Annotated in this window: 14 protein-coding genes; 11 read left to right on the top strand and 3 right to left on the bottom strand. The window is 71.2% G+C overall.

Annotated elements, in window-relative coordinates; translation table 11 throughout:
* Positions 1 to 745: 745 nt before the first annotated feature.
* Positions 746 to 3,193: a SpoIIE family protein phosphatase gene (locus ACFY1E_RS11800; protein ID WP_389074311.1), complete on the bottom strand. Its 2,448-nt coding sequence runs from the start codon at positions 3,191 to 3,193 to the stop codon at positions 746 to 748.
* 374 nt (positions 3,194 to 3,567) lie between these two features.
* On the opposite strand from ACFY1E_RS11800, the gene ACFY1E_RS11805 reads away from it, so the two are divergent.
* Complete coding sequence (locus ACFY1E_RS11805) at positions 3,568 to 3,789, top strand: response regulator transcription factor (protein WP_389074312.1); 222 nt, start codon at positions 3,568 to 3,570, stop codon at positions 3,787 to 3,789.
* Between the two features lie 244 nt (positions 3,790 to 4,033).
* Here ACFY1E_RS11805 and ACFY1E_RS11810 read toward each other — a convergent pair whose 3' ends face one another.
* Entirely contained in the window at positions 4,034 to 4,798 is a 765-nt protein-coding gene (locus ACFY1E_RS11810; RefSeq protein WP_389074314.1) for a hypothetical protein, read from the bottom strand.
* A 79-nt stretch (positions 4,799 to 4,877) separates the two neighbouring features.
* Here ACFY1E_RS11810 and ACFY1E_RS11815 point away from each other — a divergent pair, with 79 nt between their 5' ends.
* The 5 genes from ACFY1E_RS11815 (at position 4,878) to fxsT (ending at position 17,354) form a co-directional block, all read left to right on the top strand.
* The gene (locus ACFY1E_RS11815; RefSeq protein WP_389074317.1) at positions 4,878 to 10,049 is read left to right on the top strand and encodes a hypothetical protein; all 5,172 of its coding nucleotides are present in this window, start codon (positions 4,878 to 4,880) and stop codon (positions 10,047 to 10,049) included.
* Positions 10,042 to 11,568: a hypothetical protein gene (locus tag ACFY1E_RS11820; protein WP_389074318.1), complete on the top strand. Its 1,527-nt coding sequence runs from the start codon at positions 10,042 to 10,044 to the stop codon at positions 11,566 to 11,568. The genes ACFY1E_RS11815 and ACFY1E_RS11820 overlap by 8 nt, the downstream gene beginning before the upstream one ends.
* A complete protein-coding gene (locus ACFY1E_RS11825; protein WP_389074320.1) occupies positions 11,565 to 13,019 on the top strand; it encodes an SAV_2336 N-terminal domain-related protein in 1,455 nt (484 codons plus the stop codon). Before ACFY1E_RS11820 ends, ACFY1E_RS11825 begins: the two co-directional genes overlap by 4 nt.
* A gap of 98 nt (positions 13,020 to 13,117) precedes the next feature.
* Positions 13,118 to 14,182 carry an AAA family ATPase gene (locus tag ACFY1E_RS11830; RefSeq protein WP_389074321.1) on the top strand — a complete coding sequence of 355 codons (1,065 nt, stop codon included), beginning with the start codon at positions 13,118 to 13,120 and terminating at the stop codon, positions 14,180 to 14,182.
* A gap of 85 nt (positions 14,183 to 14,267) precedes the next feature.
* Entirely contained in the window at positions 14,268 to 17,354 is a 3,087-nt protein-coding gene (gene fxsT / locus ACFY1E_RS11835; protein ID WP_389074323.1) for an FxSxx-COOH system tetratricopeptide repeat protein, read from the top strand.
* A gap of 879 nt (positions 17,355 to 18,233) precedes the next feature.
* Here the strand turns inward: fxsT and ACFY1E_RS11840 are convergent.
* Positions 18,234 to 18,656, bottom strand: coding sequence for a secondary thiamine-phosphate synthase enzyme YjbQ (locus ACFY1E_RS11840; protein ID WP_389074326.1), 423 nt, complete (start codon positions 18,654 to 18,656; stop codon positions 18,234 to 18,236).
* 136 nt (positions 18,657 to 18,792) lie between these two features.
* Here ACFY1E_RS11840 and ACFY1E_RS11845 point away from each other — a divergent pair, with 136 nt between their 5' ends.
* The 5 genes from ACFY1E_RS11845 (at position 18,793) to ACFY1E_RS11865 (ending at position 22,833) form a co-directional block, all read left to right on the top strand.
* Positions 18,793 to 18,861, top strand: a complete 69-nt coding sequence (locus ACFY1E_RS11845) for a putative leader peptide (protein ID WP_351286961.1) — start codon at positions 18,793 to 18,795, stop codon at positions 18,859 to 18,861.
* A 131-nt stretch (positions 18,862 to 18,992) separates the two neighbouring features.
* Positions 18,993 to 19,895, top strand: coding sequence for an ABC transporter permease (locus tag ACFY1E_RS11850; protein WP_389074328.1), 903 nt, complete (start codon positions 18,993 to 18,995; stop codon positions 19,893 to 19,895).
* Complete coding sequence (locus ACFY1E_RS11855; protein ID WP_389074331.1) at positions 19,868 to 20,608, top strand: ABC transporter ATP-binding protein; 741 nt, start codon at positions 19,868 to 19,870, stop codon at positions 20,606 to 20,608. The genes ACFY1E_RS11850 and ACFY1E_RS11855 overlap by 28 nt, the downstream gene beginning before the upstream one ends.
* A gap of 43 nt (positions 20,609 to 20,651) precedes the next feature.
* On the top strand, positions 20,652 to 21,674 hold the full coding sequence (locus ACFY1E_RS11860; protein WP_389074332.1) for an ABC transporter substrate-binding protein: 1,023 nt from the start codon (positions 20,652 to 20,654) through the stop codon (positions 21,672 to 21,674).
* A gap of 73 nt (positions 21,675 to 21,747) precedes the next feature.
* The gene (locus ACFY1E_RS11865; RefSeq protein WP_389074334.1) at positions 21,748 to 22,833 is read left to right on the top strand and encodes an NAD(P)-binding domain-containing protein; all 1,086 of its coding nucleotides are present in this window, start codon (positions 21,748 to 21,750) and stop codon (positions 22,831 to 22,833) included.
* The last annotated feature ends 5 nt before the right edge of the window (positions 22,834 to 22,838 follow it).

Raw genomic sequence — 22,838 nt, forward strand, 5'->3', positions numbered from 1 at the left:
GATTGCCGGCACCCGGGCCTGAGACAGCTCAACGCGACGGGGTGAAGACTTACCACAGCCTTCACCCCGCCCGCCTTCGTGGCCTTCTCATCCGAAAGGAATGAGCACTCGTGTCCACAAAGCTCCACCAGTGTTGCGCTGCGGCGGCAAGCACGTGGGCGATCGCCATCGACGGCGCATGCGCGCCCCCGTACGCCGGACACGCAGCGCCCGGCAGGCACCGCATGCCGCCGGTCCCGGTCCCCATCTCCCTGACGCGTCGGAGCTGCCGTCCGGCTTTTCAAGGGCGCGGGATGCGCCGACGTGCGGAAGAGAGCCGCGCGCCGCCGCTCGTGTGCCCGCGGCCCTGATACCGGGCAGCTTCCGGGCTGCCCGGCGCCGGGAAGTCGAGGTGCCTGGTGTCTGACGACGGACCCTTGGGAGAGGGCCGGGTCCCGGAGCGGACCGGCCCGGGCGGGGCCGGGAAGCTGATGCACGACCCGGCCGACTGGCCGGAGAAGCTCCTGTCGGCTGTCCACCGCCGCGTCTTTCTGATCATCTCCGATCGGCTACGAGAACGTGGCTCCGATGCCGGCCATCGTCACGGAGGCGGATGGCCGAGTGACTGACCGGTGGGAGGGGCGTGCGGGAGGCTACATGTCCGTGCTGCTCACCGACAGGCTGCACGACGCGTCCCCGACGTGCCCTCACACCGTTCGGAGCCTTCGACCGAGCACGGGTGCCGGCGACGGAACTCGCTCCCGCCTCAGGTTCCGGGAACGGTGAGGAACTGTTCGGCCCAGACGGTCTTACCGGTGGCCGCGTGCCGGGTGCCCCAGCGCTGGGCGAGCTGGCCGACCAACAGCAAGCCCCGTCCACCTTCGTCGAAGGTCCGGGCGCGCCGCATGTGCGGGGCAGTGCTGCTGGAGTCGAAGACCTCGGTGATGAGCGTGTGGCCGGCGTGGATCAGCCGCAGCTGGACGGGCGGGCGGCCGTAGCGGAAGGCGTTGGTGACCAGTTCGCTGACGACGAGTTCGGTGATGAAGGCGGCATCGTCCAGGTGCCAGGCGGTCAGCTGGTCGGTGGCGTGCCTGCGGGCGCGGGCGACGACGGCGGGGTCGAAGGGCAGATCCCAGGTGGCGACCCGGTCGCCGTGCACGGTCCTGGTGCGGGCGATCAGCAGGGCGATGTCGTCGTCGGGGCGGTGGGTGAGCATGGACGTGAGGATCCTGTCGCAGACCGCGTCCAGCGACGTGGCGGGGTGGGCGAGAGCCTGGAACATCTTGTCCAGGGCCTCGTCGATGTCGTGGTCACGGGCTTCGAGCAGGCCGTCGGTGTAGAGGGTGATCAGGCTGCCGGCGGGCAACTCGGTCTCGAAGTTCTCAAACGGCAGGCCCCCCAGGCCCAGGGGCGGGCCTGGGGGGACGTCGAGGAAGTGGACGGCGCCGTCGGGGGCGACCACGGCGGGCGGGGGGTGGCCGGCCCTGGCCAGAGTCAGGTGACGGGAGATCGGGTCGTATACGGCGTACAGGCAGGTGGTGCCGACACCTCCGGCGCTGGCGGCGTCATCCTGTCCGCCCTCCTCGGCGGAGAGGTGGATGACCAGGTCGTCGAGGTGGGTGAGCAGTTCATCGGGCGGCAAGTCGACATCGGCCAGGGTGCGTACCGCGGTGCGCACCCTGCCCATGGTGGCCGAGGCGCGGATGCCGTGGCCGACCACATCGCCCACGACGAGAGCCACCCGCATGCCGGACAGCGCGATCACATCGAACCAGTCGCCCCCCACGCCGGCCCTGCTGCCGGCCGACAGGTAGCGGGTCGCGACGTCCAACGCCTGCTGTTCGGGCAACGTCTGCGGAAGCAGGCTGCGCTGCAGGGTCATGGTGGTGGTGCGCTGCCGGGCGGGGCGGTCGGCGCCGTAAATGCTCACCGCCGCGCGGGCCGCAAGCTCTTCGGCCAGCCACAAATCGTCCGTCCCGAACGGATCGGGGCGCCGGTGACGACCGAAGAGAACCACGCCGAGCGTAGTACCCCCCGCCCGCATCGGCACGACCATCACCGAGTGCGTTCCTGTCCGGCGGATCCAGGCGGCCTGCGGGTCCTTGGCCGCCCACCGGGCGATGACGGCGTCGCCCACCCCGTACACGGCGCCCTGCCCCTGCGCCAGGCACTCGGCCACCGGTGAGACGTCCGGGCAGCCGAAGACCTCTCCCGCAGGGGGAAGGGAGACGGTGCCATCGTCCTGGATCAAGCGCACAGCGGTGCGGCCCAGAGTGAAAGGCCCGGCCGGTCCAGCCGGCCTCATCGCGCCGGGGGCGCCATCCAGCAGGTCGACGGCGGCGAAGTCAGCGAGGCCAGGGACCGCGACCTCAGCCAGTTCTTGCGTGGTGCGCGCGACGTCTGCGGTGGTGCCGATGCGCGCTTCGGCGTCGTTGAGCAGGAGCATCCGCTGCGCCCCGCTGTGCCCGGGCAGCACCGGATGCGCCACCAGGCATACGGCACGCACCCGGCCGGCCGCGTCTTCCAGCGGAGCCAGCAAGGCCGGCCAACCGCGCTCGGCACCCACGCCCGCGGGCCGGACGCCGGCATGAACCTGCTGCGTCCCGCCGCCCTCCAACACCAGACGCATCCTGGCCTGCACCTCCTCGCTCACCGCACCCGGCGCGATCTCCGCCAGCCGCAGCCCGCGCACCTCCTCCTCACCCAGCCCCCACACACGCTCCATGCCCGCATTCGCCCGCACCAGCCGCAGGTCCGCATCGAAGACGGCCAGCACGCAAGGCGACTGGCGAAACACCCACTCGGCGAGCGCCTCACCACCAGGCCTTGCCGCCTCACCCTCGGGCGCTTGCGACCCGCCCGCCACCGCGGACACGACCAGCCACTCGGCGAGATTCCCGTGCGGCGGGAGACGGTGCACCAGCAGCCGCAGCTCAACGCGGTGACCGTCCTGGTGCCGCAGCACCACCGTGCCTCCGAAGCTCTCCCGCCCGGCCACCTCCCGCCACGCCCTCCCGGCGACCTCATCGGCGAGCAGCCATGCCACCGGCTGCCCCACGACCTGCGAGGACGCATACCCCAGCAGCTGCCGCGCCCCCTCACTCCACCCCGTCACAACGCCCCGCTCATCCACGGTGGCCGAGGCCGTCAAGGCCGACCGGGGGGCGGCATCCGCCTGCACCCGCTCACCGCCAGGGGTGGGAAGTCGCTCCATAGCCGCTCATCTCGCCCTCCGCCAGCCGGCACAGCCCCCTCTGACAAGCATGATCCTCACAGCTCCCGAGCACCAACCCGACGCCACGACAACGCAACCGCCCAGGCACCGTCACGCTCAAGTACGTCCGCGAGCAAGCGCTCCGGGTGGCCGGTCAGCTGCAGGACGAGGCGGCAAAAGCAGGGGCCCCGCCTGCCGGACGGCCGCGGTGCCGGCAGGCCGCCTGTCACACAGCTGTGACAGGCGGCGGACACGGCCATGACGCCGCGCCGACAGCCTTATTAAAAGGACATAAAGGCAGCATTCGGACAATTTATTCTCTGCTTCCGACGGCGTGAGCGGGGAGACCGAGCCACTCTCGCCGGAGAAACCCCATGAGCCCCACCCCCACCACTCCGACATCCACACCCGCACTGACCCCGCGCGAGCTGGAAACCCTGCACCACATCGCCCAGGGCCGCACCTACCTGCAAGCAGCCCGCCAGATGGGACTCTCCCCCCACACCATCGACACCTATCTGCGCCGCATCCGGGCCAAACTCAACATCAACACCACCGCCGAGCTCACCCGCCTTGCCATCACCCTGGGCCTTTGACCGCCCCCTTTGTTGCCGCTGGGGCCATTGACGCTGGACGGCCTTCCCGGCCCGGCTCCTGCCCACGGGGAGCTATGAACAGTCCTAAAATGGAACAAATTATCCATCGATGATCGAGGGCAACGTGTCGGCCAACGGTGTGGCATCGAACCTTACCCGTGGGTTCCCTCTACCGGGTGCTCACACTGGGCAGCGCCCCACAGACGCGCCCTGACGCGGACCGGCCACCCGGCGGGAGAGCGGTTCACGAGTTCAGGGGTGGCAGGTCGGCGTGGAAGCGGCGTTCCCCCATCAGGTAGGCCGCGTGCGGAGCCAGATAGGCGTGCCGACGGCGGCCATGCACGATGTCGTCCGCGGTGGCGACCAGCACGCCATGGTTCGCGGAGTCCGCAGCCAGCGCCGTCAACGCTTCCCGCAGCCGCACGGCTTCGGCGGTGTCGAGGCTCAGGTCCCAGACATCGAAGAGGCGGACTACGCGGTAGGGCCGTCCGGGCACCTTCAGCGGACCGTCCACCACGTGCCTCACATGGGTGAAGTGGAGGCGGTCGATGCCGGCGGCCAGCTCCTGATGGCCGATCTCGGCGAGTTCCTCGGCGAGTTCGCGGCGCACGCACTCGAGCGCCGACTCTCGGTCCTCCTGACGGTCGAGCCAGCGGACGAAGCCGGGCAGCGCACGACCCGGCAGGAAACCGCGCAGATCGCTGCGCATGCGCTGGTCCACCCGCAGTTCCTCGCGGAACCCGAGCCGGTCCAGGGCCGGGCGCGCCGCCGGGTGGTACTTGACCACACCGCCGGGCGGACCGTAGGAGTCGGGCCGGTAGGGCGAGTGCACCAGGAGGTACCGGTCGTCGTCCTGGACACGGAGCAACGACGCGACGGAGACCCGCACTTCGCCGAAGAGACGCCAGGAGGCCACCAGTACGGGCAGTCTGCGGCGGTTGTTCCACAGCACCGATGCGATCCAGCACAGCAGCGCGACCAGTAGGCCGGTCCAGATGGCTTCCAGCACTCGCGTCCCCGTCCCCCCGTGCCCGCCCGGATGCCAAACTACAGTGAACCGACTGGGCTGGGGGGCGGACAAGGTGGAAGTGCGATTCCCGCCCGGTTGCGAGATCCCGGACGAGGAGCGGCCGGAGATCGACTGGGTGCTGCACGGCATCAGCGAGGGCGAGGGTGACGGCCGCCTGCCGAGGCCGGTGCACGGTATGGAGGTCGTCCGGCAGATCTCCGGTGGGCTCAGCGGGGCACAGGTTCTGGAGATCAAGGCCCTCTGCGGCTCTCCGGGATCCGAGGTCTGGTACGTGGTGAAGCTCCAGGACGCCGAGACCGCCCGGACCGAGTGGCAGGCCTTCCGCGACCACATGTCCGAGCTGAAAGCCGCCTACCTCACGGCGATCGCCGCGGTGAGCGAGTCCCTGCTGGAGCCCGGCGGGCCCCCGGCCGGGGAGCGCGCGGCGGTCGTGTATGTGCACGTCAGCGAGCGGATGGGGGAACCGGGGTTTCCGGTGGTCACCCTGGAGCAGCTAGCGCAGTCGGCCATGGAGGGTTCCGAGGAAGCGGCACGCCGCGCGGTGCTGCTCGTGGACCGGCTGGTGCGGCGACTGCGGGCAACGCTGTCCCGCGCGGCACGCCCCCACCCCACCAGCGAACGGCTTCAGCGGCTCAACCCACGGCTCGGCGCCGACCTGGTCGTGGAGCTGGACGACGACGCACAGCCCGGTGACGCGGTGCGACACGTGTATCCGGCGGACCTGTTCGCGGCCTCGTGCTCAGCCGGTACGGGCGACGGCGATCCCCGCTTCGCCGTCGGGTCCTGGATCTCCGTACCGGTGCAGAAGGGACGGCTGAAGAGCGGGGTGCTGACGGTCCACCCGTCGGACGACACCAGGATCGAGGTGCGGCCGGCAAAGGAGGCCACCAGACAGCTGAAGGTCTCCGACGTGCGGGCCGACGGCACCTGCACGGTCCAAGGGCCCTTGCGGGCCCGGGTGGTGAGCACCCGCGTCCTCGGCTACTGGCGTCTCGTACGCGAACTGCTGGGCGAAGAAGCGGTACTGGAGACTCACGGGCTGCGCATCGGCGAGCACCTCGTGGGTCATCCGTTTGCCCGGCTGCGGTCCATCCTCTGCGGTGTCACGGACGGCTGGGTGACCGCCACCGTCCACGACGACCTCAATCCACGCAATGTGCTCACCGCCGACTACCGGTGCACCCCCCGCAAGGTGCTTCAGGTCGACGATCAGCCGTACCTCATCGACCACGCGCGGGTCGACGAGGATCTTCCCCTGCTGGGCGATCCCGCCTGGCTGGAGATCAATCTCCTGCGGAACGTGGTGGCGCCGGCGCTGAGCCGACCGGAACTGATCCGGCTGAACCGCCGCCTCGCCGTCGCCTGTCGCCACGGCGCCGACGGCGAGGCGGACGGCGGCCGGGAGGCGGACAGCGGCGGTGCCGAGTCTCCGGGGTGGTGGGCCCTCGCCGGGGAGTCGCAGGCCTTCCGCGTGGCGTTTCGCCTCCTCTGGCACGTGCGCGCCGCTGCCCGCGACGGCTATCCCGCCGAGGGTAGGCAGCCGTGGTGGCGTGAGTACCTGGCGCAGCTCACGCTCGCGGCCTGCCGGACCCTGAAGTGGCCCCGGCAGGCGCAGAAACCCCACACCGTCGCGGCGGCGCTCATCGCCGCCGGTGTGGCGGGCGAGTTCCTGGAAGGCGAGGAGGCCGGCGCGCCGGGTTGCTTCGCCTACTGGCCGTCGACGGAACTGCACGAGCTGGCCGCCAGGGTGCTCCCGGGGCTGGATCCGGGACACGACGACGAACTGCGGCTGCTTCTGGAGCTCGTCTCCGAACTGGACCGGCGGCCGGGCGGTCGCGCACACCCCCCGGTACGGGAGGCGGTGCGGGCGGCCTGCGACCGGGCCGTGCGCGTTATGTGCGCCGACGCCGCGGAGCAGCGGCTGAACAAACTGCTGCGCGCCGGGACGAGGTTCATCTCCCTGCGCGGATCCGTGTCCGGCGAGGCGCTCGCGCCGTCCTCCGGCGCACCGGGCGGGACGCCACCCGAACGGCCCCAGGACGCCCTGCGCCTCGCCGCCGGCTACGGGTCGGTGACCCTCGTCGGCCAGGCGGGCGCCGGGAAGTCAACGCTTCTCGAAGTGCTGGAGCGTCTGTATGCCTCGGCCGTGACCGGGGAAGCCACGGACCCCGCGCTGCCCCCGCGGATGCCGCTGTCCATGCACGCCGCGGACCTCGCGACGGCACTGACGCCACCCGGTGACCACGGCGAGGTCCTGGCCCGTGCCTGCACCGCCGGTGCCCTGCTCGGTGGCGCCGCCTGCGACCGGCTCCTGACCCTGCGGGGACTGCAGCTGCTGGTCGACGGCCTGGACGAAGTGCCCCCGCCCCAGCGCGCCGATGTGCTGGGGTGGCTGCGGGACCTGCGCGCGCGGCACCGGGACACGCCGGTGGTCCTGTGTCAGCGCACATCGGCCTACCCCACGGCTCCGGCGGCCGAACCGCTCAACGCGCCGGTGATCACCCTGCACCCCGTCACGACGGAACAGGCCCGTCGCTATGCGGCCGAACTCCTCTCCGACCGGAGCAGCACGCCGTGGTTCACGCCGCTCTTCGGTGAAGGGCTCCCGCCGGCCGGGCGCCGGGAGAGCGAGCCGGGTGAGGGGCTGGTCTCCGCCGGGCTGCTGGAGCTGTTGCACACGCCGCTGTTTCTGTGGATGGCTGTCGAGTCCCACGGCTCCACCGCGACGCCGCCGCGCACGGCCGGTGAGCTGTTCGCCGTGTTCTCCACGTGGTATCTGACCGAGCGGCACCACCGGCACCGGGCAGACGGGCATCCGGAGCTGCGGTTCGCTCCTGAGGAGAAGCTCGACGTGCTGGAATCGGTCGCCGAACTGCTCGTCGAGCACGGCCCGATGCCGCTGAAGCGGATGGAGCCCCGGCTGGCCGAAGTACGCGAGGACTGGCGGGCCGTGGTGGACGAGGTCGTCGCCTCCCAGTTTCTCGATGTGGCGCACGGACTGGTGCGGTTCCGGCACGAGCTGTTCCAGGCCTACTGCGCCGGGCGTCTCCTGGCCCGGCTGGCGACGCAGGACGAGGTGGAACTGCTGCGGCGCGTCCTGCGGTTCGAGTGGCAGGAGCCAGCCCGCATGCTCGTAGGGCTTCCGGGCGTCGACCGGGCGGTCCTGGAACGGGTGTGGCAGCGCGCCGCCGACGCGGACGCCCGGTACGCGGCGTGGTTGATGCGTGAAGCGCCCTGGGTGCCGGCCGAATTGACGCGGACGTTCGTCGAGCGGCAGCAGCGCGTCCTGGCGTCGGGTCCGGCGGCGGGGCGGGACTGGAACCGCGCGGCCGTGGCCCTCACCCTGCTGCGTGCCGAAACCGCCTGGTCGGCGCTCGAAGACGTGGTGTCGTCCGACGACGCTCCCGCCGAAGCCGTGGTGGCCTGCCTGCGGGCCATGGGCGCCACCGTACCCGGCGCCGGCGCCACGGGTGAGGACGCAGCGCGGAGGTCGCTGCGGTGCGCGGTCGTCTCCGTGTTGCGCCGTACGGTGCCCGTCGAGGTGGAGGCCGCCGCCCTGCGGGCCATCGGCCAGGGGCAGTTGCTCACCCTGTCCAGCTATGCGACCGAACGCTGCCTCGACGCCGGGCGGCCCTGGCCGATCGTCCGGGAGGCCGCCGCCGCGCTCACCGCGCTCCATGTGGAACTCACTCCCGACGCCTGGAAGGCGCGGAACACGGCATGCCGCCGACGGCTCGCCGCCGCGGACCGGGAAGCCCAGGAAGCCGCGCGCCTGGCCGACAGCGCCGCCCTGGCGCGGGAACGCGGCGAACTGCTGTCCGTCGTGGCGCAGTCGCACGACCCGGACTCCCTGGAAGTGCTGCTGGACCATCGCTTCGATCCGGGGTTGAGCGAGCTGCCGAACTGGTCGGAGCTGCTGTCCACCGCGGCCCGGCACCGCCGCGCCGCCTCCCCCGGCGATCCCCTCGCGGGCCTGCTGCTGACCGGCGCCGAAGGCGACGGCCGCCGACAGGCGATGGATGCCTTCGCCGAGGGGTCCGACCGGGAGGCGGTCGCCGCCGCCCACCGGTTGCTGTCCGACGGTGAGGTTCCGCCCCGGCAGTTGCTCGACCTGGTCACCCCCGGATCCTCCGGGCCGCGGTTGCTCGCCGCCGCCTCCGTGGTGGAGAGTCTCGCCCTCGCGGAAATGCCCCTGGCCGAGCGGCTGGTCAGAGATCTGATCGCGCGCCCCCGGGCCGAGGATCCGCTGTGGCTGGACGGGCTGGCCGCCCTGATCGGGGCGGTGGGGCAGCAGTCGCGCGTGCTGCACGTGCAACTGCTGCACGCGGCCTCCCCCGTAGTGCGGGCCCTGGACGCGCAGCACGCGATGAAAGGGACATGGGCCCAGACGTACTACGCCGCGGACGTCGGTCATGAGGTGCTCGCCGCCCTCCTGGAGCGCGACGACGAGGAGAGCCATCGGCTCGCGATGGACCACATGAGCGGCATGGACTTCCTGCTCACAGCGGTCGGCCGTCCGGAACGCCTGATGCTGTCGCAGGAGGCCCTCGCCCGTGTCCTCGCGCACGGCCCGGCGGACTGGGACGGTTCGGCGGCCACCGGAGGCGCCGCGTCCAACTCCCCGGCCGAAGTACTGCGGTTCGTCCAGGCCGTCGCCTACGCGGGGGTCGTGGAGGCGGGGCCGTTCGTCGAGACTGTGGCCCGCTCCAAGTCGGCCGCCCGGACCTTGGTGACGTTCGGCCACTCGCACCACGGGATCGTCGAGCTGGCCCTGGCCGCCCATGCCGTCACCGCCGTGGGCTGGTTCGGGCGGCTGGCCGGCGAGCGGCAGCAGCTGCTAGCCATGCGGGAAGCGCGCTCCTGGCTGCAACAGCTGGATACCCGGGGCGACCACCCCAGCCTGGAGCGGGCACGGCTGGTGGGGCTGGGACTGCTGGGCGACTGGCTGCCGATCCTGCACGGCCTGACACCCGCGGACCCGATCCTGCACGAGGCGGCCACGGAGGTGGTGCTGCACTGGCTGCCCGTCCCCTGGGACACCAGCCCACCGGGCGACGCACGGACCACCGCGGCCTGGATCACCGACCGCCTCGCCTCCGGTGAGGTGACCAGCACCGAAGTCAGGGATGTCCTGACGGGTATGGCCACGGCGCTGAGCCGGCGACTGGGCCGGTACATCGAGGCTCCGTCGGGGCACGGGCCGGCGACGGACGGTGGTCGTGATGCGTGACCACACGGACGTGCGGGCGGATGGCCCCGACCCGGGGCATGCCGCCAACCGTGCGCAGCTGCGGGTGGCATCCGACGTGGTCGACGTGCTGCTAAGTGATCCCGTGCTGTTCGACGCGGGGCTCGCGCGCTTCGACGAACTGAGCCGTCACCTCGGACAGCACCCGGCCGTGGACGCCCGCCAGCCGGCCACGGGCGCCCGCAATCGCGTCACAGCGCTCGTCAGGGCCTGCATGAGGGAGCCGTTCGGACTCGCCACCCTCGCGGGAACGCTGCACCTCATGGGCGCCCTGCCCGAGACAACGAAGACCGTGGAGCAGCTCGCCGAGGAGTGGCAGGCCCTGTCGTTCCACCCCGACACCGACTGGGACGCTCTGAGGGCTCTCCTCTCGGTTCTGGCGCCGACCGACCTGCCGCGACTGGTGAACCGGGCGACGGAGGGCAGGCTCCCACCGGGTGAGGGCCCCACCGGCGGCACGGCCTGGCACGCCCTGGTGCATCTGACGACGTGGAACACACCGCCGTCCGGTCTGCCACCGGCTCTGGCCTTCCTGCTCCTGCTGGTCCACTCCCCCGAGGTCCGCTCGGAGCTGAGTCAGGAGCGCCACCGGCAACTGGAGACCCGAGCCCGCGCCTGGGCCCGGCACAGCGCGCTGGAGGACGAGTACGACCGTCAAGCGGAGGAATACCGCTCCGAGTTCGCCGGGCAGTCGGCCGGTCCGCTGACCCGGTCGGTGGTCGTGCAGGTCGTCCCCGACACCCTGGACCCCGATCGCTACCACCTCACCTGCTGGGCACAGACCGACCCGGACCGCTGGTCACCCCACCGTCTGGCGGAAAGCGTGGCGACCCGTGCCGACCTGGAGCAGGCGGTGGTCCGGACCCTGACGGACGCGGAGGAAAGGACACATTGGCAGCAAGTGTCAGGCCTCACAGTGGAGTTCATCCTGCCGTTGGAGCTGCTCAACTCGCCGGTGGAACGATGGGGCGCTCCGGAGACGTTCGAGCCGCGGGGACCGGTCCCCGGCACCCGGGTGCCGAGCCGCCCGGTCATCGTCCGCAGCCTGGACCGGATGCGGGCCCGTGACACGCACCGCCACTGGCACACCCGCTGGCAGCGCCTGCTGCACAGCGAGGGCCGCGTCCTGTGGAGTTCGTCGAACGGGCGGGGAGCCGTCGAGCGGATGACCGACGCGCTCGCCGACGACCCGGGCCTGGTCGCGTGCGTCCTGAGCAGACCACCGGGCTCCTACGACGGCGACGGGTACGCCGAAGTCCGCGCGGCCCTCTGGCACGGACTGCCGATCGTGGTGTGGGACCGTCTCGACTGTCAGCGGCCCGGGTTCCGCGCGGCCGCCGAGGAACTGTTGTCGGGCGGGCGGCTGGCCGAACTGCCTCAGCGCCTCGGGCGGTTGCGGCGGGACGGACAGCTGGACCGGCATGTCGTCGTGCTGTGGGACGACCCGACGCAACAGCCCGACGCAGGTGGAGCCCTCGGTACGCCCTGGAGCAGTTCGTGAACACGCAGTCGGCTCAGCCCGAGGGGCCCGAGGGCCCGGGAGGCGCCCGGGGAGCCGCCGGCCAGTGGGTGATGGGCCGGTCGCTGCGCCGCCCGGCCTGGGTCGCACCGAACACGTCCCCGGCGGCGGCGCTGCTCGTGGAGCGCCGGATCGCCCCGGCACTCCAGCCGCTGCTGCCCACACCGTCCGCCGCCGGCGCGGCACTACGCGACCTCGCCTGGCCACCCGCACCGGGCCCGGCCTGGCAGTCGGAGGGACCCCATCCCGCGGACGCGGCCGGCTGGGAGATCACCGTGGTGGCCGACGGAAGCCTTGCGATGGAGTTCTGGCGTCCCGTCGTGGAAGAACTCGTCGCGCTGCTGGTCCGCATGGGGCTGTGCCGCCAGGAGTCCCTGGTCACGCTCGACACGGAGGCGGTGCCGGGGCCCCTAGACATCCCAACCCCGGACGGCGCGGACCCGCCCGGTGCTGGACGGACAGCGCGCCCCGTGCTCCTGCTCACCGACGGGCTGGCCATGGCCTGGCGTACGAGTGCGGTCGTTCCCCGACTCCGCTCCTGGGCTCTGCGGTCCCCGGTCGCCGTCGTTCATCTGCTGCCGGAGACACTGTGGCCCAGCACCGCGATCGCGCCCCAGCCCCGAGCGCTGCGCTCACCGCTGCGGGGAGCGCCCGCAGCCCAGGTCGACTGCGAGGGCGCGGCTCCGGGGACGATCGCAGTGCCGGTGCTGGCAATGCACGAGCACCACCTGCACCGCTGGGCGAAGTTCCTCGCCCGGGGCCCCGAGGGCTGGAGCAATCTGCCGACCATCCTGGTGTCGGCGGACGCCCCCGGGCCCGCCACAGCCGCACCCGCGCCGCAGCCATCCGGCCGCACGGTCGCCGCCACGGCACAGGACCTGCTGCGGGACTTCGGTGCGGCCTCGAAGGACGCCAAAAAGCTGGCCACCCGATTGTCCGGAGTACCGCTCAACCTGCCGGTGATGCACCGTGTGCAGTCCCGGCTGCTGCCGGGGACGGCTCCGGACCTGCTGTCGGAGATCTTCATCGCGGGCCTCCTGGTACCCGTCGTGGACCGCGCCGAGATACGCAGTCACGACCGCGTGACGTTCGAGTTCCGTAGCGGTGTACGGGAGTTACTGCTCGCGTCCTTGCACAAGTCGACGACCGCCGACGCATTCCAGGACGCCGCCCACTTCCTTGAGCACGAGCTGGGGGTCTCGGAGGTCCAGGGCTGGGACCGGCTTCTGAGGAACCCCCAGGAACCGGTCACCAGCGTGGTCACGAGGCGCTCCGAGCCGTTCCTGCGCGTGCAACTCGCCGTACTCAAAGCGCTGTCCGGCCCCTACAACGCGCACGCCCGCCGCCTGGAAGAGGAGTTGGCACATTTCGCCCGTTCCGAGGGAGCCGAACGGCCCGAACAGACGCAATCCTCCGGCATCGGTGGTCCATGACCGGTCTGTTCGGGAAGGATGGAGGTCCGTGAACCTCCGCCGGGACGGCGGAAGCGGACGCGCCACCATGTCGCCGGCAGGGGGAGGAACCCGTGACCGTGCCCACCTCAGACAGCAGCGCCACCCGTGAGTGGCGTGTCTTCCGCGGCGACGGCGTCCCCCGCCCGGACGGAGCGGCAGAGCTGCCCCCCGCGCCGCCGTGGCGCACCTTCCACGGCGGGCCGCCGCTGCCGCCGCCGTTCCAGGAGGGGCGCGAGACGGACCGCAGGCTGGGCGCGTTCGCCCACACCGCGCCCCTGGGCGAAGCGGCGCTGAACGTGGTCAACGCGGCGCTGTGTCTGCGTCGACCTCTCCTGGTCACGGGTCCGCCCGGCTCCGGCAAGTCGACCCTGGCTTACCACATCGCCCATGAACTGCAGCTCGGCCCCGTGCTGTACTGGCCGATCAGCAGCCGCACCACTCTCCAGCAGGGCCTGTACGCCTACGACGCCATCGGCCGCGTACAGGACACCGCCGTAGTGCGGGAGTCCACGAGGTCGGCCACCGTAGCGGCGCCGGCCGCTGATCCCAATCACCTCGCCGGGCCCCACTCCATCGGCGACTACCTCGTCCTCGGCCCCTTGGGCACCGCGCTCCTGCCTCATACGCGGCCCCGTGTCCTCCTCGTCGACGAGTTGGACAAGAGCGACATGGACCTGCCCAACGACCTGCTGAGCGTGTTCGAGGAGGGCGCGTACGTCGTCCCTGAGCTGGTCCGGTCACGCGAGAGGGAGGTGTCGGTGCTGACCGAGGACGCTCTTGGCAGGGCGCCGATCACGGAAGGCAGGGTGCAGTGCCGGGAGTTCCCCGTCGTGGTCGTCACCAGCAACGGCGAGCGGGAGTTCCCCCCGGCGTTCCTGCGGCGCTGTCTGCGGCTGGAGCTGCCCATCCCTGGTCTCGACGCGCTCGCCACCATGGTGGCGGCCCACTTCTCCACCCGGGTCGCCGAGGAGGCCCGGGACGTCATCGCGACCTTCCATGAGCGCAGCGTCGCCCACGGGAGTCTGGCCATCGACCAGTTGCTCAACGCCGTCCATCTCCTGACCCAGGGGAGTCCGCCCCCGCGGGACGGTCGCTGGGACGAGTTGATGACCTCGGTCTGGCGGCGGCTGAACGACTACTGACCGATACCGTCCGCGCCGGCGCCGACCGCCCGGCAGTCGCGGAGCGCCCTTGATCAACGGATCCATGCAGCCCGGGAGGCACACGGTGGACGAGCAGCAACCCGTGCACCCGGACGGTCTGACGGCCACGGAGATCGCCGACCTCCTGTGGCTGGCGTCGCTGGCGGGACCCCGGGGAGGCGCGGCACCCGACGGCTCCGAGGCCGACACCCCCGTTCTCCCCGACACCGAACGACCGCCGCCGGCCGAACCCACGGCGCAGGAGCACCTCCGGGACGGCGTACCCGAGCCTCCGCTCCCCGGGCGGGACGACCAGGCGTGGAGGTCTTCCGCCGCCCCTCAACCGGCGTCCCAGAGTGGCACGCCCGCTGACCGGGCCGAGTTCCGGCACCGACAGCAGCTCGCCGGGCCGCTCCCACTGCCACCGCAGCGGGCTCTCGCCGACCCTCTCGTAGTGGAGCGCGCGTTGCGCCCCCTGCGCAGGCGGGGCCTCTCCCCCGCGACGACGGAGATGCTGGACGAGGAGGCAACCGCCGAGCGCGCCGTCGAGGGGGGCCTGTGGCTGCCGGTGTTCCGTCCCGCGTACGACCGTGCTTGGACCGAGGTGGTGCTGCTCGTGGACGACAGCCCGACCATGGTCCTGTGGCGGGACAAAGTCCGGGAGTTCACCGAACTACTCTCCCGCGTCGGCGTCTTCCGGTCCGTGCGCACCGTTCAGCTGATCACCGGCCCCGGCGACGGATCCGGCCCGGACGGCGCGCCCGCCGTGCCCATGCTTCGCTCACGCTCCCGTAATGTGGACCCCCGTGCCCTCGGTTTCCCGGCGAGCAGCAGGCTCATCCTGGTTCTGACCGACGGGCTCGGTCCCGCCTGGCTCACGGGCACCGTGACGCCCTTGCTGCACCACCTCGGCCGGTTGCAGGCGCTGGCCGTCCTGCAAGTGATGCCGTCCAAGCTCTGGCCTCTTACCGGGGTGTCCACCGCTCTGGTGCACCTGCGCGCCCCTGCCGCACTTACGAGCAACGCCGCCCTGTACTGGTCCGATGACGGGCGGCGACTCCCCGATCTGCAGGAGCCCGGTGAACGGGAGGCCATCCCGGTGCCGGTGCTGGAGATCGACGGCGGCGGGCTGCACAGCTGGGCCCGGCTGATGGCGGGCATGAATGTCAGTGCCACGGAGCTGCTGCCGGTGATGGCGGCCACCCGTGAGGCGCCCCTGGCCCCGCCCGCGGCGCCCGCCCTTCTCCAGGTCACGGGCGCTGACATCGTGCGGCGCGCCCGGGCCGCCCTGTCACCGACCGCGTTCCGGCTGGCTGTCCGTCTCGCCCCGGTGCCGCTGACCCTCCATAGCGTGCGGCGGGTACTGCCGGGCTCCGGGCCGAAGGAGCTCGGCGAACTTCTCGCCTGTGGCCTGCTGCGGTACGTACCGGAGCCAGTCGAGCGTACGGCTGAAGCAGACACCGCCCACTTCCCGTTCGACTTCAAGCCGGGTGTGCGGGAGGAACTGCTCGCCCACGGCACCCTCCGGGACACCACTCAAGTCGTGCGCGAGGTGAGCCGCTCAATGCCCGTCGAGCTGTGGAGCGACGGGCAGCGCTTCCTGATCGACACGCTCGACGGACGGCAGCCGCCGGTGCCCGAGATCACCGACGGCAACCGGGAGTCGGTCACACTCGCGGCAACAGTGCTGACGGCACTGTCGGGCCCGTATGGCGCCACCGTACGGCGCACCCGGGCGGCGCTTCAGAGGGAGCAGGGCTCCGCTGTCCCCGACGGGGGGCCGCAGACGACGATCTCCCGACCGGGCCACCCAGCCGCGGAATCGGTCGCCCCCAACCTGGACTCGCCGGAGCCGTCACCCGCGTCCCTCCCCCGGCCCGAGCACCGTCTCGCGTCCACGATCTGGGGTGAAGTTCCTCCCCGCAACGTGCATTTCACCGGCAGGCAGGACCTGCTGGACACCTTGCACGGCCTGCTGGCCCCCGGCCGGTCGAAGGAGGCGGCCCATGTGCTGACTGGCCTGGGCGGCGTGGGCAAGACCCAGCTCGCCGTCGAATACGTCTACCGGCACAGCTCCGAATACGACCTCGTCTGGTGGATCCGTGCCGATCGGCCCTCGACGATTTCCTCGGGCTTCCACGACCTGGCCAGGGCGCTGGGCCTGCCGCTCACCCCCGAGACCGTCCGCCACGAAGCGGTGTCCGTCGTACGGGAAGCGCTGCGCGCCGGTGACCTGCGGCGGAGGTGGCTGTTGGTGTTCGACAACGCCGATTCCGTCGAGGAGGTCCGGCCCTTCCTCCCTCTAGGCGGGCCGGGGGCCGTGCTGGTCACCGCGCGTTCGCCGCAGTGGGCACATGTCGCACGGACGCTGGAGGTCGACGTGTTCCGCCGAGACGAGAGCACGACACTGGTACGCCGCCGCAATCCCCGCCTCGACGAGCACGAGGCCGACGCGCTGGCCGAGACGTTGGGCGACCTCCCTCTCGCCCTGGCGCTGGCAGCGGCCTGGTTGCTGGAAACCGGGATGCCGGTGAGCGAATATCTCGCGCTGATCCAACGGCAGCTCACGGCGCTCCTCGACGAGACACCGCCGTACGACTACCAGCACAGCGTCAGCGCGGCATGGAATCTCTCCCTGGACCGGCTGCGGGAGGCGAACCTCACAGCCGTAGAACTGCTCCACGCCCTCGCTTGGCTGGCTCCCGAGCCCGTGCCGACGTCGGTGTTCCGCCACCTCGACGGCGACCACGCGCCGGCGGGCGGTTTCCTGGCGGTCTCCCGGGCCGTACGCGAGATCAACCGCCATTCCCTGGCCCGTATCGACCACCGCACCGGAACCATGCAACTGCACCGTCTGCTGCGTATGGTGTTGCGCTCGTCCATGTCGGACGGCGAGCGCGAAACCTCGCTGCGGACGGCCCGCTCACTCGCTGCATCGCTCCCGCCCAGCCCGTCCCGCACCGCCCATCTGTTCGCCTGCCGGGCCGTGGAGTCCCAGGACTCCACGGTGCGGTCCGCGCTCCTGGATCAGTTGCGGTGGCTGGCGGCGGAGGGCCTGACGCGTGACGAGCACCGCTTGGCCGACGCGGTGCACGAGGAATGGTCGCGCACGGACACGATGACTCCAGCCGAACTGACCGAGCTGGCACGCCACCTTCCATTCCCACCGTGACGACAACTGGCCCGCGACGGGGCGTCCAGCCGTCCCATGCGTGCCTCTGGGCTCCCGTAGTGCGACAGGTTCCCGGCCCGGCGGCTGTCAGCCGCACGCCTGCTGGCACGTTTCGGCTCACGGCCCGGTGACGCCGACCCGCTGCCGCTGGGCATGTTCGTCGCGCTGACGACCGACCCGCGCCCAGCGTCAGAGGCGAGGCAGCCACCGCCCTCACCCGCTCACTGGCCTGGACGTCCAGCGCCGTGTGCCAGTAGGCCGTTCTGATCGCGTCGAGCGAGGCCGGCTGCCGCACCCCGCTCGGCCGACGCGGCATGGAGATCTGCCGTGAAGTCCGTGATCATCTCGGCGCAGCAGCGATTGGTGGAGAAACGGGCCGCTCAGGAACATGCGTAGGCGGTACGCGGCGCGGTGCAGCAAGTGCGGGATAGTCAGCGATCAGTACCTCCCGGTCGAGAGCTGACCTGTCGGTGCCTCAGGACGCCATGTCTCCGGCCCATGACGGACGGGTGGGACCGCGCCACGACGCTCCCGCAACGCATGGAGGGAAAACCGCAGGTCAAAGCCGCGCAAGCGTCACCCTGGACGCGCAAGAAGCCGGATTCGCTACACCACGCGCAGCGTTCGCTGCACACCACACGCCCTCGAAAAATCACGTTCTCGCAGGCCAGAAGGTTTCTGCACGCATAGCGAGTGTTGTGGGGCGGGTGGGACTCGAACCCACGGCCGATCAGAGACAAGGCCCGCTGCTCGGGCAACACAGCAGCACCCCTACCTTCGGCTTCATCGTTCACCGCATCGCTCGATGTCAGTGCAGGTGGAGTGCGAGCCAGACTCGTTTGGTTCGGCCGGACTTCAGACCTGCAGTCGACACCCTCGTCACGCAAGGAACGACAACCGCACCTGGCGACGAGGGTTGTCCTTGTTCGTGTCCACCAGGCACACCGACTGCCAAGTCCCCAACTCCAGCTGCCCGCCCACCACAGGCAGCGTCGCATGCGGCGGTACGAGCGCCGGGAGGACGTGGTCGCGGCCGTGGCCCGGGCTGCCGTGGCGGTGCTGCCAGCGGTCGTCGGCGGGGAGGAGGGTGTGGAGGGTGGCGAGGAGGTCGTCGTCGCTGCCGGAGCCCGTTTCGAGAATCGCGATTCCGGCAGTTGCGTGGGGGACGAAGACGTTGAGGAGGCCGTCTCGGCCGGCGGCCGCCTCCCGCAGGAAGGATTCGCAGTCGCGGGTCAGGTCGACGACCTGCTCTGTCGAACCGGTGGCGACGTCAAGGACTCGGGTGGTGAAGGCATCTGACATGCCCCCATCCTGACCCATACGCCGGGTTTCACACGTCAACAGCGGTTCGCTGGTTGATACGGGTGGTCCATTCCGCGAGACGCCATTGACCGTGCACGGACTACCTGGCTACTTTCGCCGCATGTTGCGTTCAGCCATGCTCACCACGCGCGGTCACATCGACCTGCTGCGGGTGGCCTCCGCCGCGTGTCGCCGCGGCTGCTGACGCCTTCCCCCTTTTTTTTCCACCCCCTCCTTGCCTGTACCCCGCCGTACCCGCACGCTCCGCGTGACGTGGTGGCGCTGAGGCGCGTACCCCCCTCCCTCACCGGACGCTCTCCTCCCCATGGAGCACCCATGAGCATCAGCCATGCCCCGCCCGGCTCCTCGGAACCTGATATTTCCCCTATATCCGCATCGAAGGGGGCCGAAGTCGACTCCCATGACCCGGTGTCCCCCGAGCTGACCCCCATCGTCCCCGTCTCCTCCCGCCGCACCCGCATCCCGCGCTGGCTGCGCCGCACCGCGGGCCCCCTCCTGCTGCTCGCCCTGTGGCAACTCCTCAGCGCCACCGGCGTGTTGGCGCCGGACGTCCTCGCCTCGCCCGGCCGGATCGCCCAGGTCGCCGGGGATCTGATCGGTGACGGTTCGCTGGCTTCCGCCATGGGCACCTCGCTGCAGCGCGTGGCGTTCGGGCTGCTCCTCGGCACCGTCATCGGCACCGGACTCGCCCTGGTCTCGGGCCTGTTCAGGATCGGCGAGGACCTGGTGGACGCGCCGGTGCAGATGCTGAGGACCGTGCCGTTCGTGGGTCTGATCCCGCTGTTCATCATCTGGTTCGGCATCGGCGAGGCCCCGAAGGTCGCCATCATCACGCTCGGTGTGACCTTCCCGCTCTACCTCAACGTGTACGCCGGAATCCGCGGTGTGGACGCCCAGTTGATCGAGGCCGGGGAGTCGCTGGGTCTGTCCCGCTGGGGGCTCGTACGGCATGTCGTGCTGCCGGGGGCCCTGCCCGGCGCTCTGACCGGGCTGCGCTACTCCCTGGGCATCGCCTGGCTGGCACTGGTCTTCGCGGAGCAGGTCAACGCCGACTCGGGCATCGGCTTCCTGATGGTGCAGGCGCGGGACTTCCTGCGCACCGACGTGATCGTGGTCTGCCTGATCGTCTACGCCTTCCTCGGCCTGCTGGCCGACTTCATCGTCCGCCTCCTCGAAAGGCTGCTGCTGCAATGGCGACCGACGTTCACCGGCCGGTGACCCCGCGGACCGCGGTACGGGTCGAGGGGCTGACCCGCTCCTTCGACGGACGTGCCGTCATCGATGACCTTCAACTCGACGTGCGACCCGGCGAGTTCGTCGCACTGCTCGGCCGCAGCGGCTGCGGCAAGTCCACCCTGCTGCGCATCCTGGCGGGCCTGGACCGCGAGATCGAGGGCACGGTCCTGGTGCCGCGCCGCAAGGCCGTCGCCTTCCAGGCGCCACGGCTGATGCCGTGGAAGAAGGTGTGGCGCAACGTGCTGCTCGGCCTGCCGGGAAAGCCCGCACGGGCCGTAGCCGAGCAGGCCCTGGACGAGGTCGGTCTCGGCCACCGCTCCGACGCCTGGCCCAAGACCCTCTCCGGCGGCGAGGCCCAGCGGGCCTCCCTCGCCCGGGCGTTGGTCCGCGAGCCCGATCTGTTGCTGCTCGACGAGCCGTTCGGCGCGCTCGACGCGCTCACCCGCATCAAGGCGCAGCGCCTGGTGGGCGAGTTGTGGCAGCGCCGGGGCTGCGCGGTGCTGCTGGTCACGCACGACGTCGAGGAGGCGGTCCTGCTCGCCGACCGCGTCCTGGTGATGGACGACGGCGTCATCGCGCACGAGCAGGAGATCGATCTGGACCGGCCGCGCGACATCACCGACCCCCGGTTCGCCGAGCTGCGCGCCGGGCTGCTGGAACGGCTCGGCGTCGACACCGCCGCCGAAGCCGCCTGAACTCCCCCTCCCCCGAACCAAGTTGAACGGAACGGATCCACCCATGCGACGACGTCTCGCCCCTGCCGCGCTGCTCCTGCCCTTTGCTCTCCTGCTCACCGCCTGCGGCGGGAACTCGTCCGCGAGCACGGGGACGGGCACCGACGGCAAGGGTTCGCTGACCCTCAACGTCGGTGACCAGAAGGGCGGTTCCGAGGCCATCCTGCGGGCCGCCGGGGAGCTCAAGAACCTCGACTACAAGATCAAGTGGTCCACCTTCACCTCGGGTCCGCCGCTGCTGGAGGCCGTCAACGCCAAGGCCGTCGACATCGGCGGCGTGGGCAACACCCCGCCGGTTTTCGCCGCCGGAGCGGGCTCGAAGATCACGGTCGTGGCCGCCTTCCACGGCACCTCCAAGGGCGACGCCATCCTCGTACCGAACGACTCGAAGCTGTCGAAGCCCCAGGACCTCAAGGGCAAGTCGGTCGCTGTGGCGCAGGGTTCCTCCGCCAACTATCAGCTGGTCGCCTCCCTGAAGGCGGCCGGGCTGAGCCTGGGCGACATCAAGGTCAAGTATCTGCAGCCGGCCGACGCGCTGGCCGCGTTCACCTCCGGCAAGGTGGACGCGTGGGCGGTGTGGGACCCGTACACCTCGCAGATCCTGCAGGGCAAGCAGGGCCGCGTCCTCACCACCGGCGACGGCATCACCAACGGTCTGACCTTCCAGGTGGCGGCGCCGAGCGCGCTGCAGGACAAGAAGAAAGCCGCCGCCATCAAGGACTATCTGGAGCGGCTGCGGCGGGCCACGGCGTGGGTCTACGGCCACCAGGAGGAGTGGGCGAAGGTCTGGGCGAAGGACACCGGTCTGCCGTACGAGGTGGCGCTGGCCTCGGTGCGCCGCACCAACTCCACCCGGATCTCGGTCGCCGTCGACAAGCCGCTCATCGCCTCCGAGCAGCAGATCGCCGACACCTTCACCGCCTTGAAGCTCATCCCGAAGAAGGTCGACTTCGGTGCCTTCGTGGACACCCGCTACAACGGCAAGCTGCCGGCCTCGACCACGCCCGCCCGGGCGTCCCAGGGCTGAGCACTTCACGCTGTTCGGCACATCACGGCCTCACCGCGGGAAGATCCACGAGATCCGCGCGGTTGGTAGAAGCGTGAACAACACGCCCGAGGTCGAGGTAGTCGTCGTGGGCGCTGGACAGGCGGGTCTGTCCAGCGCCTATCACCTGCGGCGCACCGGTTTCGAGCCGGGGCGTGACTTCGTGGTGCTGGACCACTCCCCCGGGCCGGGCGGTGCCTGGCAGTTCCGGTGGCCGTCGCTGACCTACGGCAAGGTGCACGGCATGCATGCGCTGCCGGGCATGGAGCTGACCGGCGCCGATCCGGCGCGAGCCTCGTCAGAGGTGATCGCCGAGTACTTCGCCTCGTACGAGCGCACGTTCGATCTGCAGGTGCGTCGGCCCGTCGATGTGCATGCCGTGCGGGAGGGCGTGGGCGGGCGGCTGCTCGTCGAGACCTCGGACGGCAACTGGTCGGCACGGGCGCTGATCAACGCGACCGGCACCTGGGACCGTCCGTTCTGGCCGCGTTACCCCGGTCAGGAGAGCTTCCGGGGGCGGCAGTTGCACACGGCGCAGTACCCCGGGCCCGAGGCGTTCGCCGGGCAGCGGGTGGTCGTGGTCGGCGGGGGTGCCTCGGGTACGCAGCATCTGCTGGAGATCGCCCCCTACGCGGCTGCCACCACATGGGTGACCAGGCGGCCGCCGGTCTTCCGTGAGGGCCCCTTCACCGAGGACGTGGGGCGGGCGGCCGTCGCGCTCGTCGAGGAGCGGGTGCGGCAGGGGCTGCCGCCGAAGAGTGTCGTCTCGGTCACCGGGCTGCCGCTGAACGACGCGGTCCGGCAGGGCATCGCGGACGGGGTTCTCGACCGCCGGCCCATGTTCGACCGGATCACCCCGGACGGGGTGGAGTGGAACGACGGCCGGCGGGTGGAGGCCGACGTCATCCTGTGGGCCACCGGGTTCCGGGCGGCCATCGACCATCTGCGTCCGCTGCGGCTGCGCGAGCCGGGCGGCGGCATCCGCGTCGAGGGCACGCGCGCGGTCGCCGATCCGCGGGTCCATCTCGTCGGCTACGGACCCTCGGCCAGCACCATCGGCGCCAACCGGGCGGGCCGGGCCGCCGTACGGGACATCCGGCGACTGCTTGCCGGGCGGCCGACCGAGCCCGTCGCCGCCTGACGGCC

This window comes from Streptomyces sp. NPDC001604 (assembly GCF_042893475.1).
Classification (GTDB): domain Bacteria; phylum Actinomycetota; class Actinomycetes; order Streptomycetales; family Streptomycetaceae; genus Streptomyces.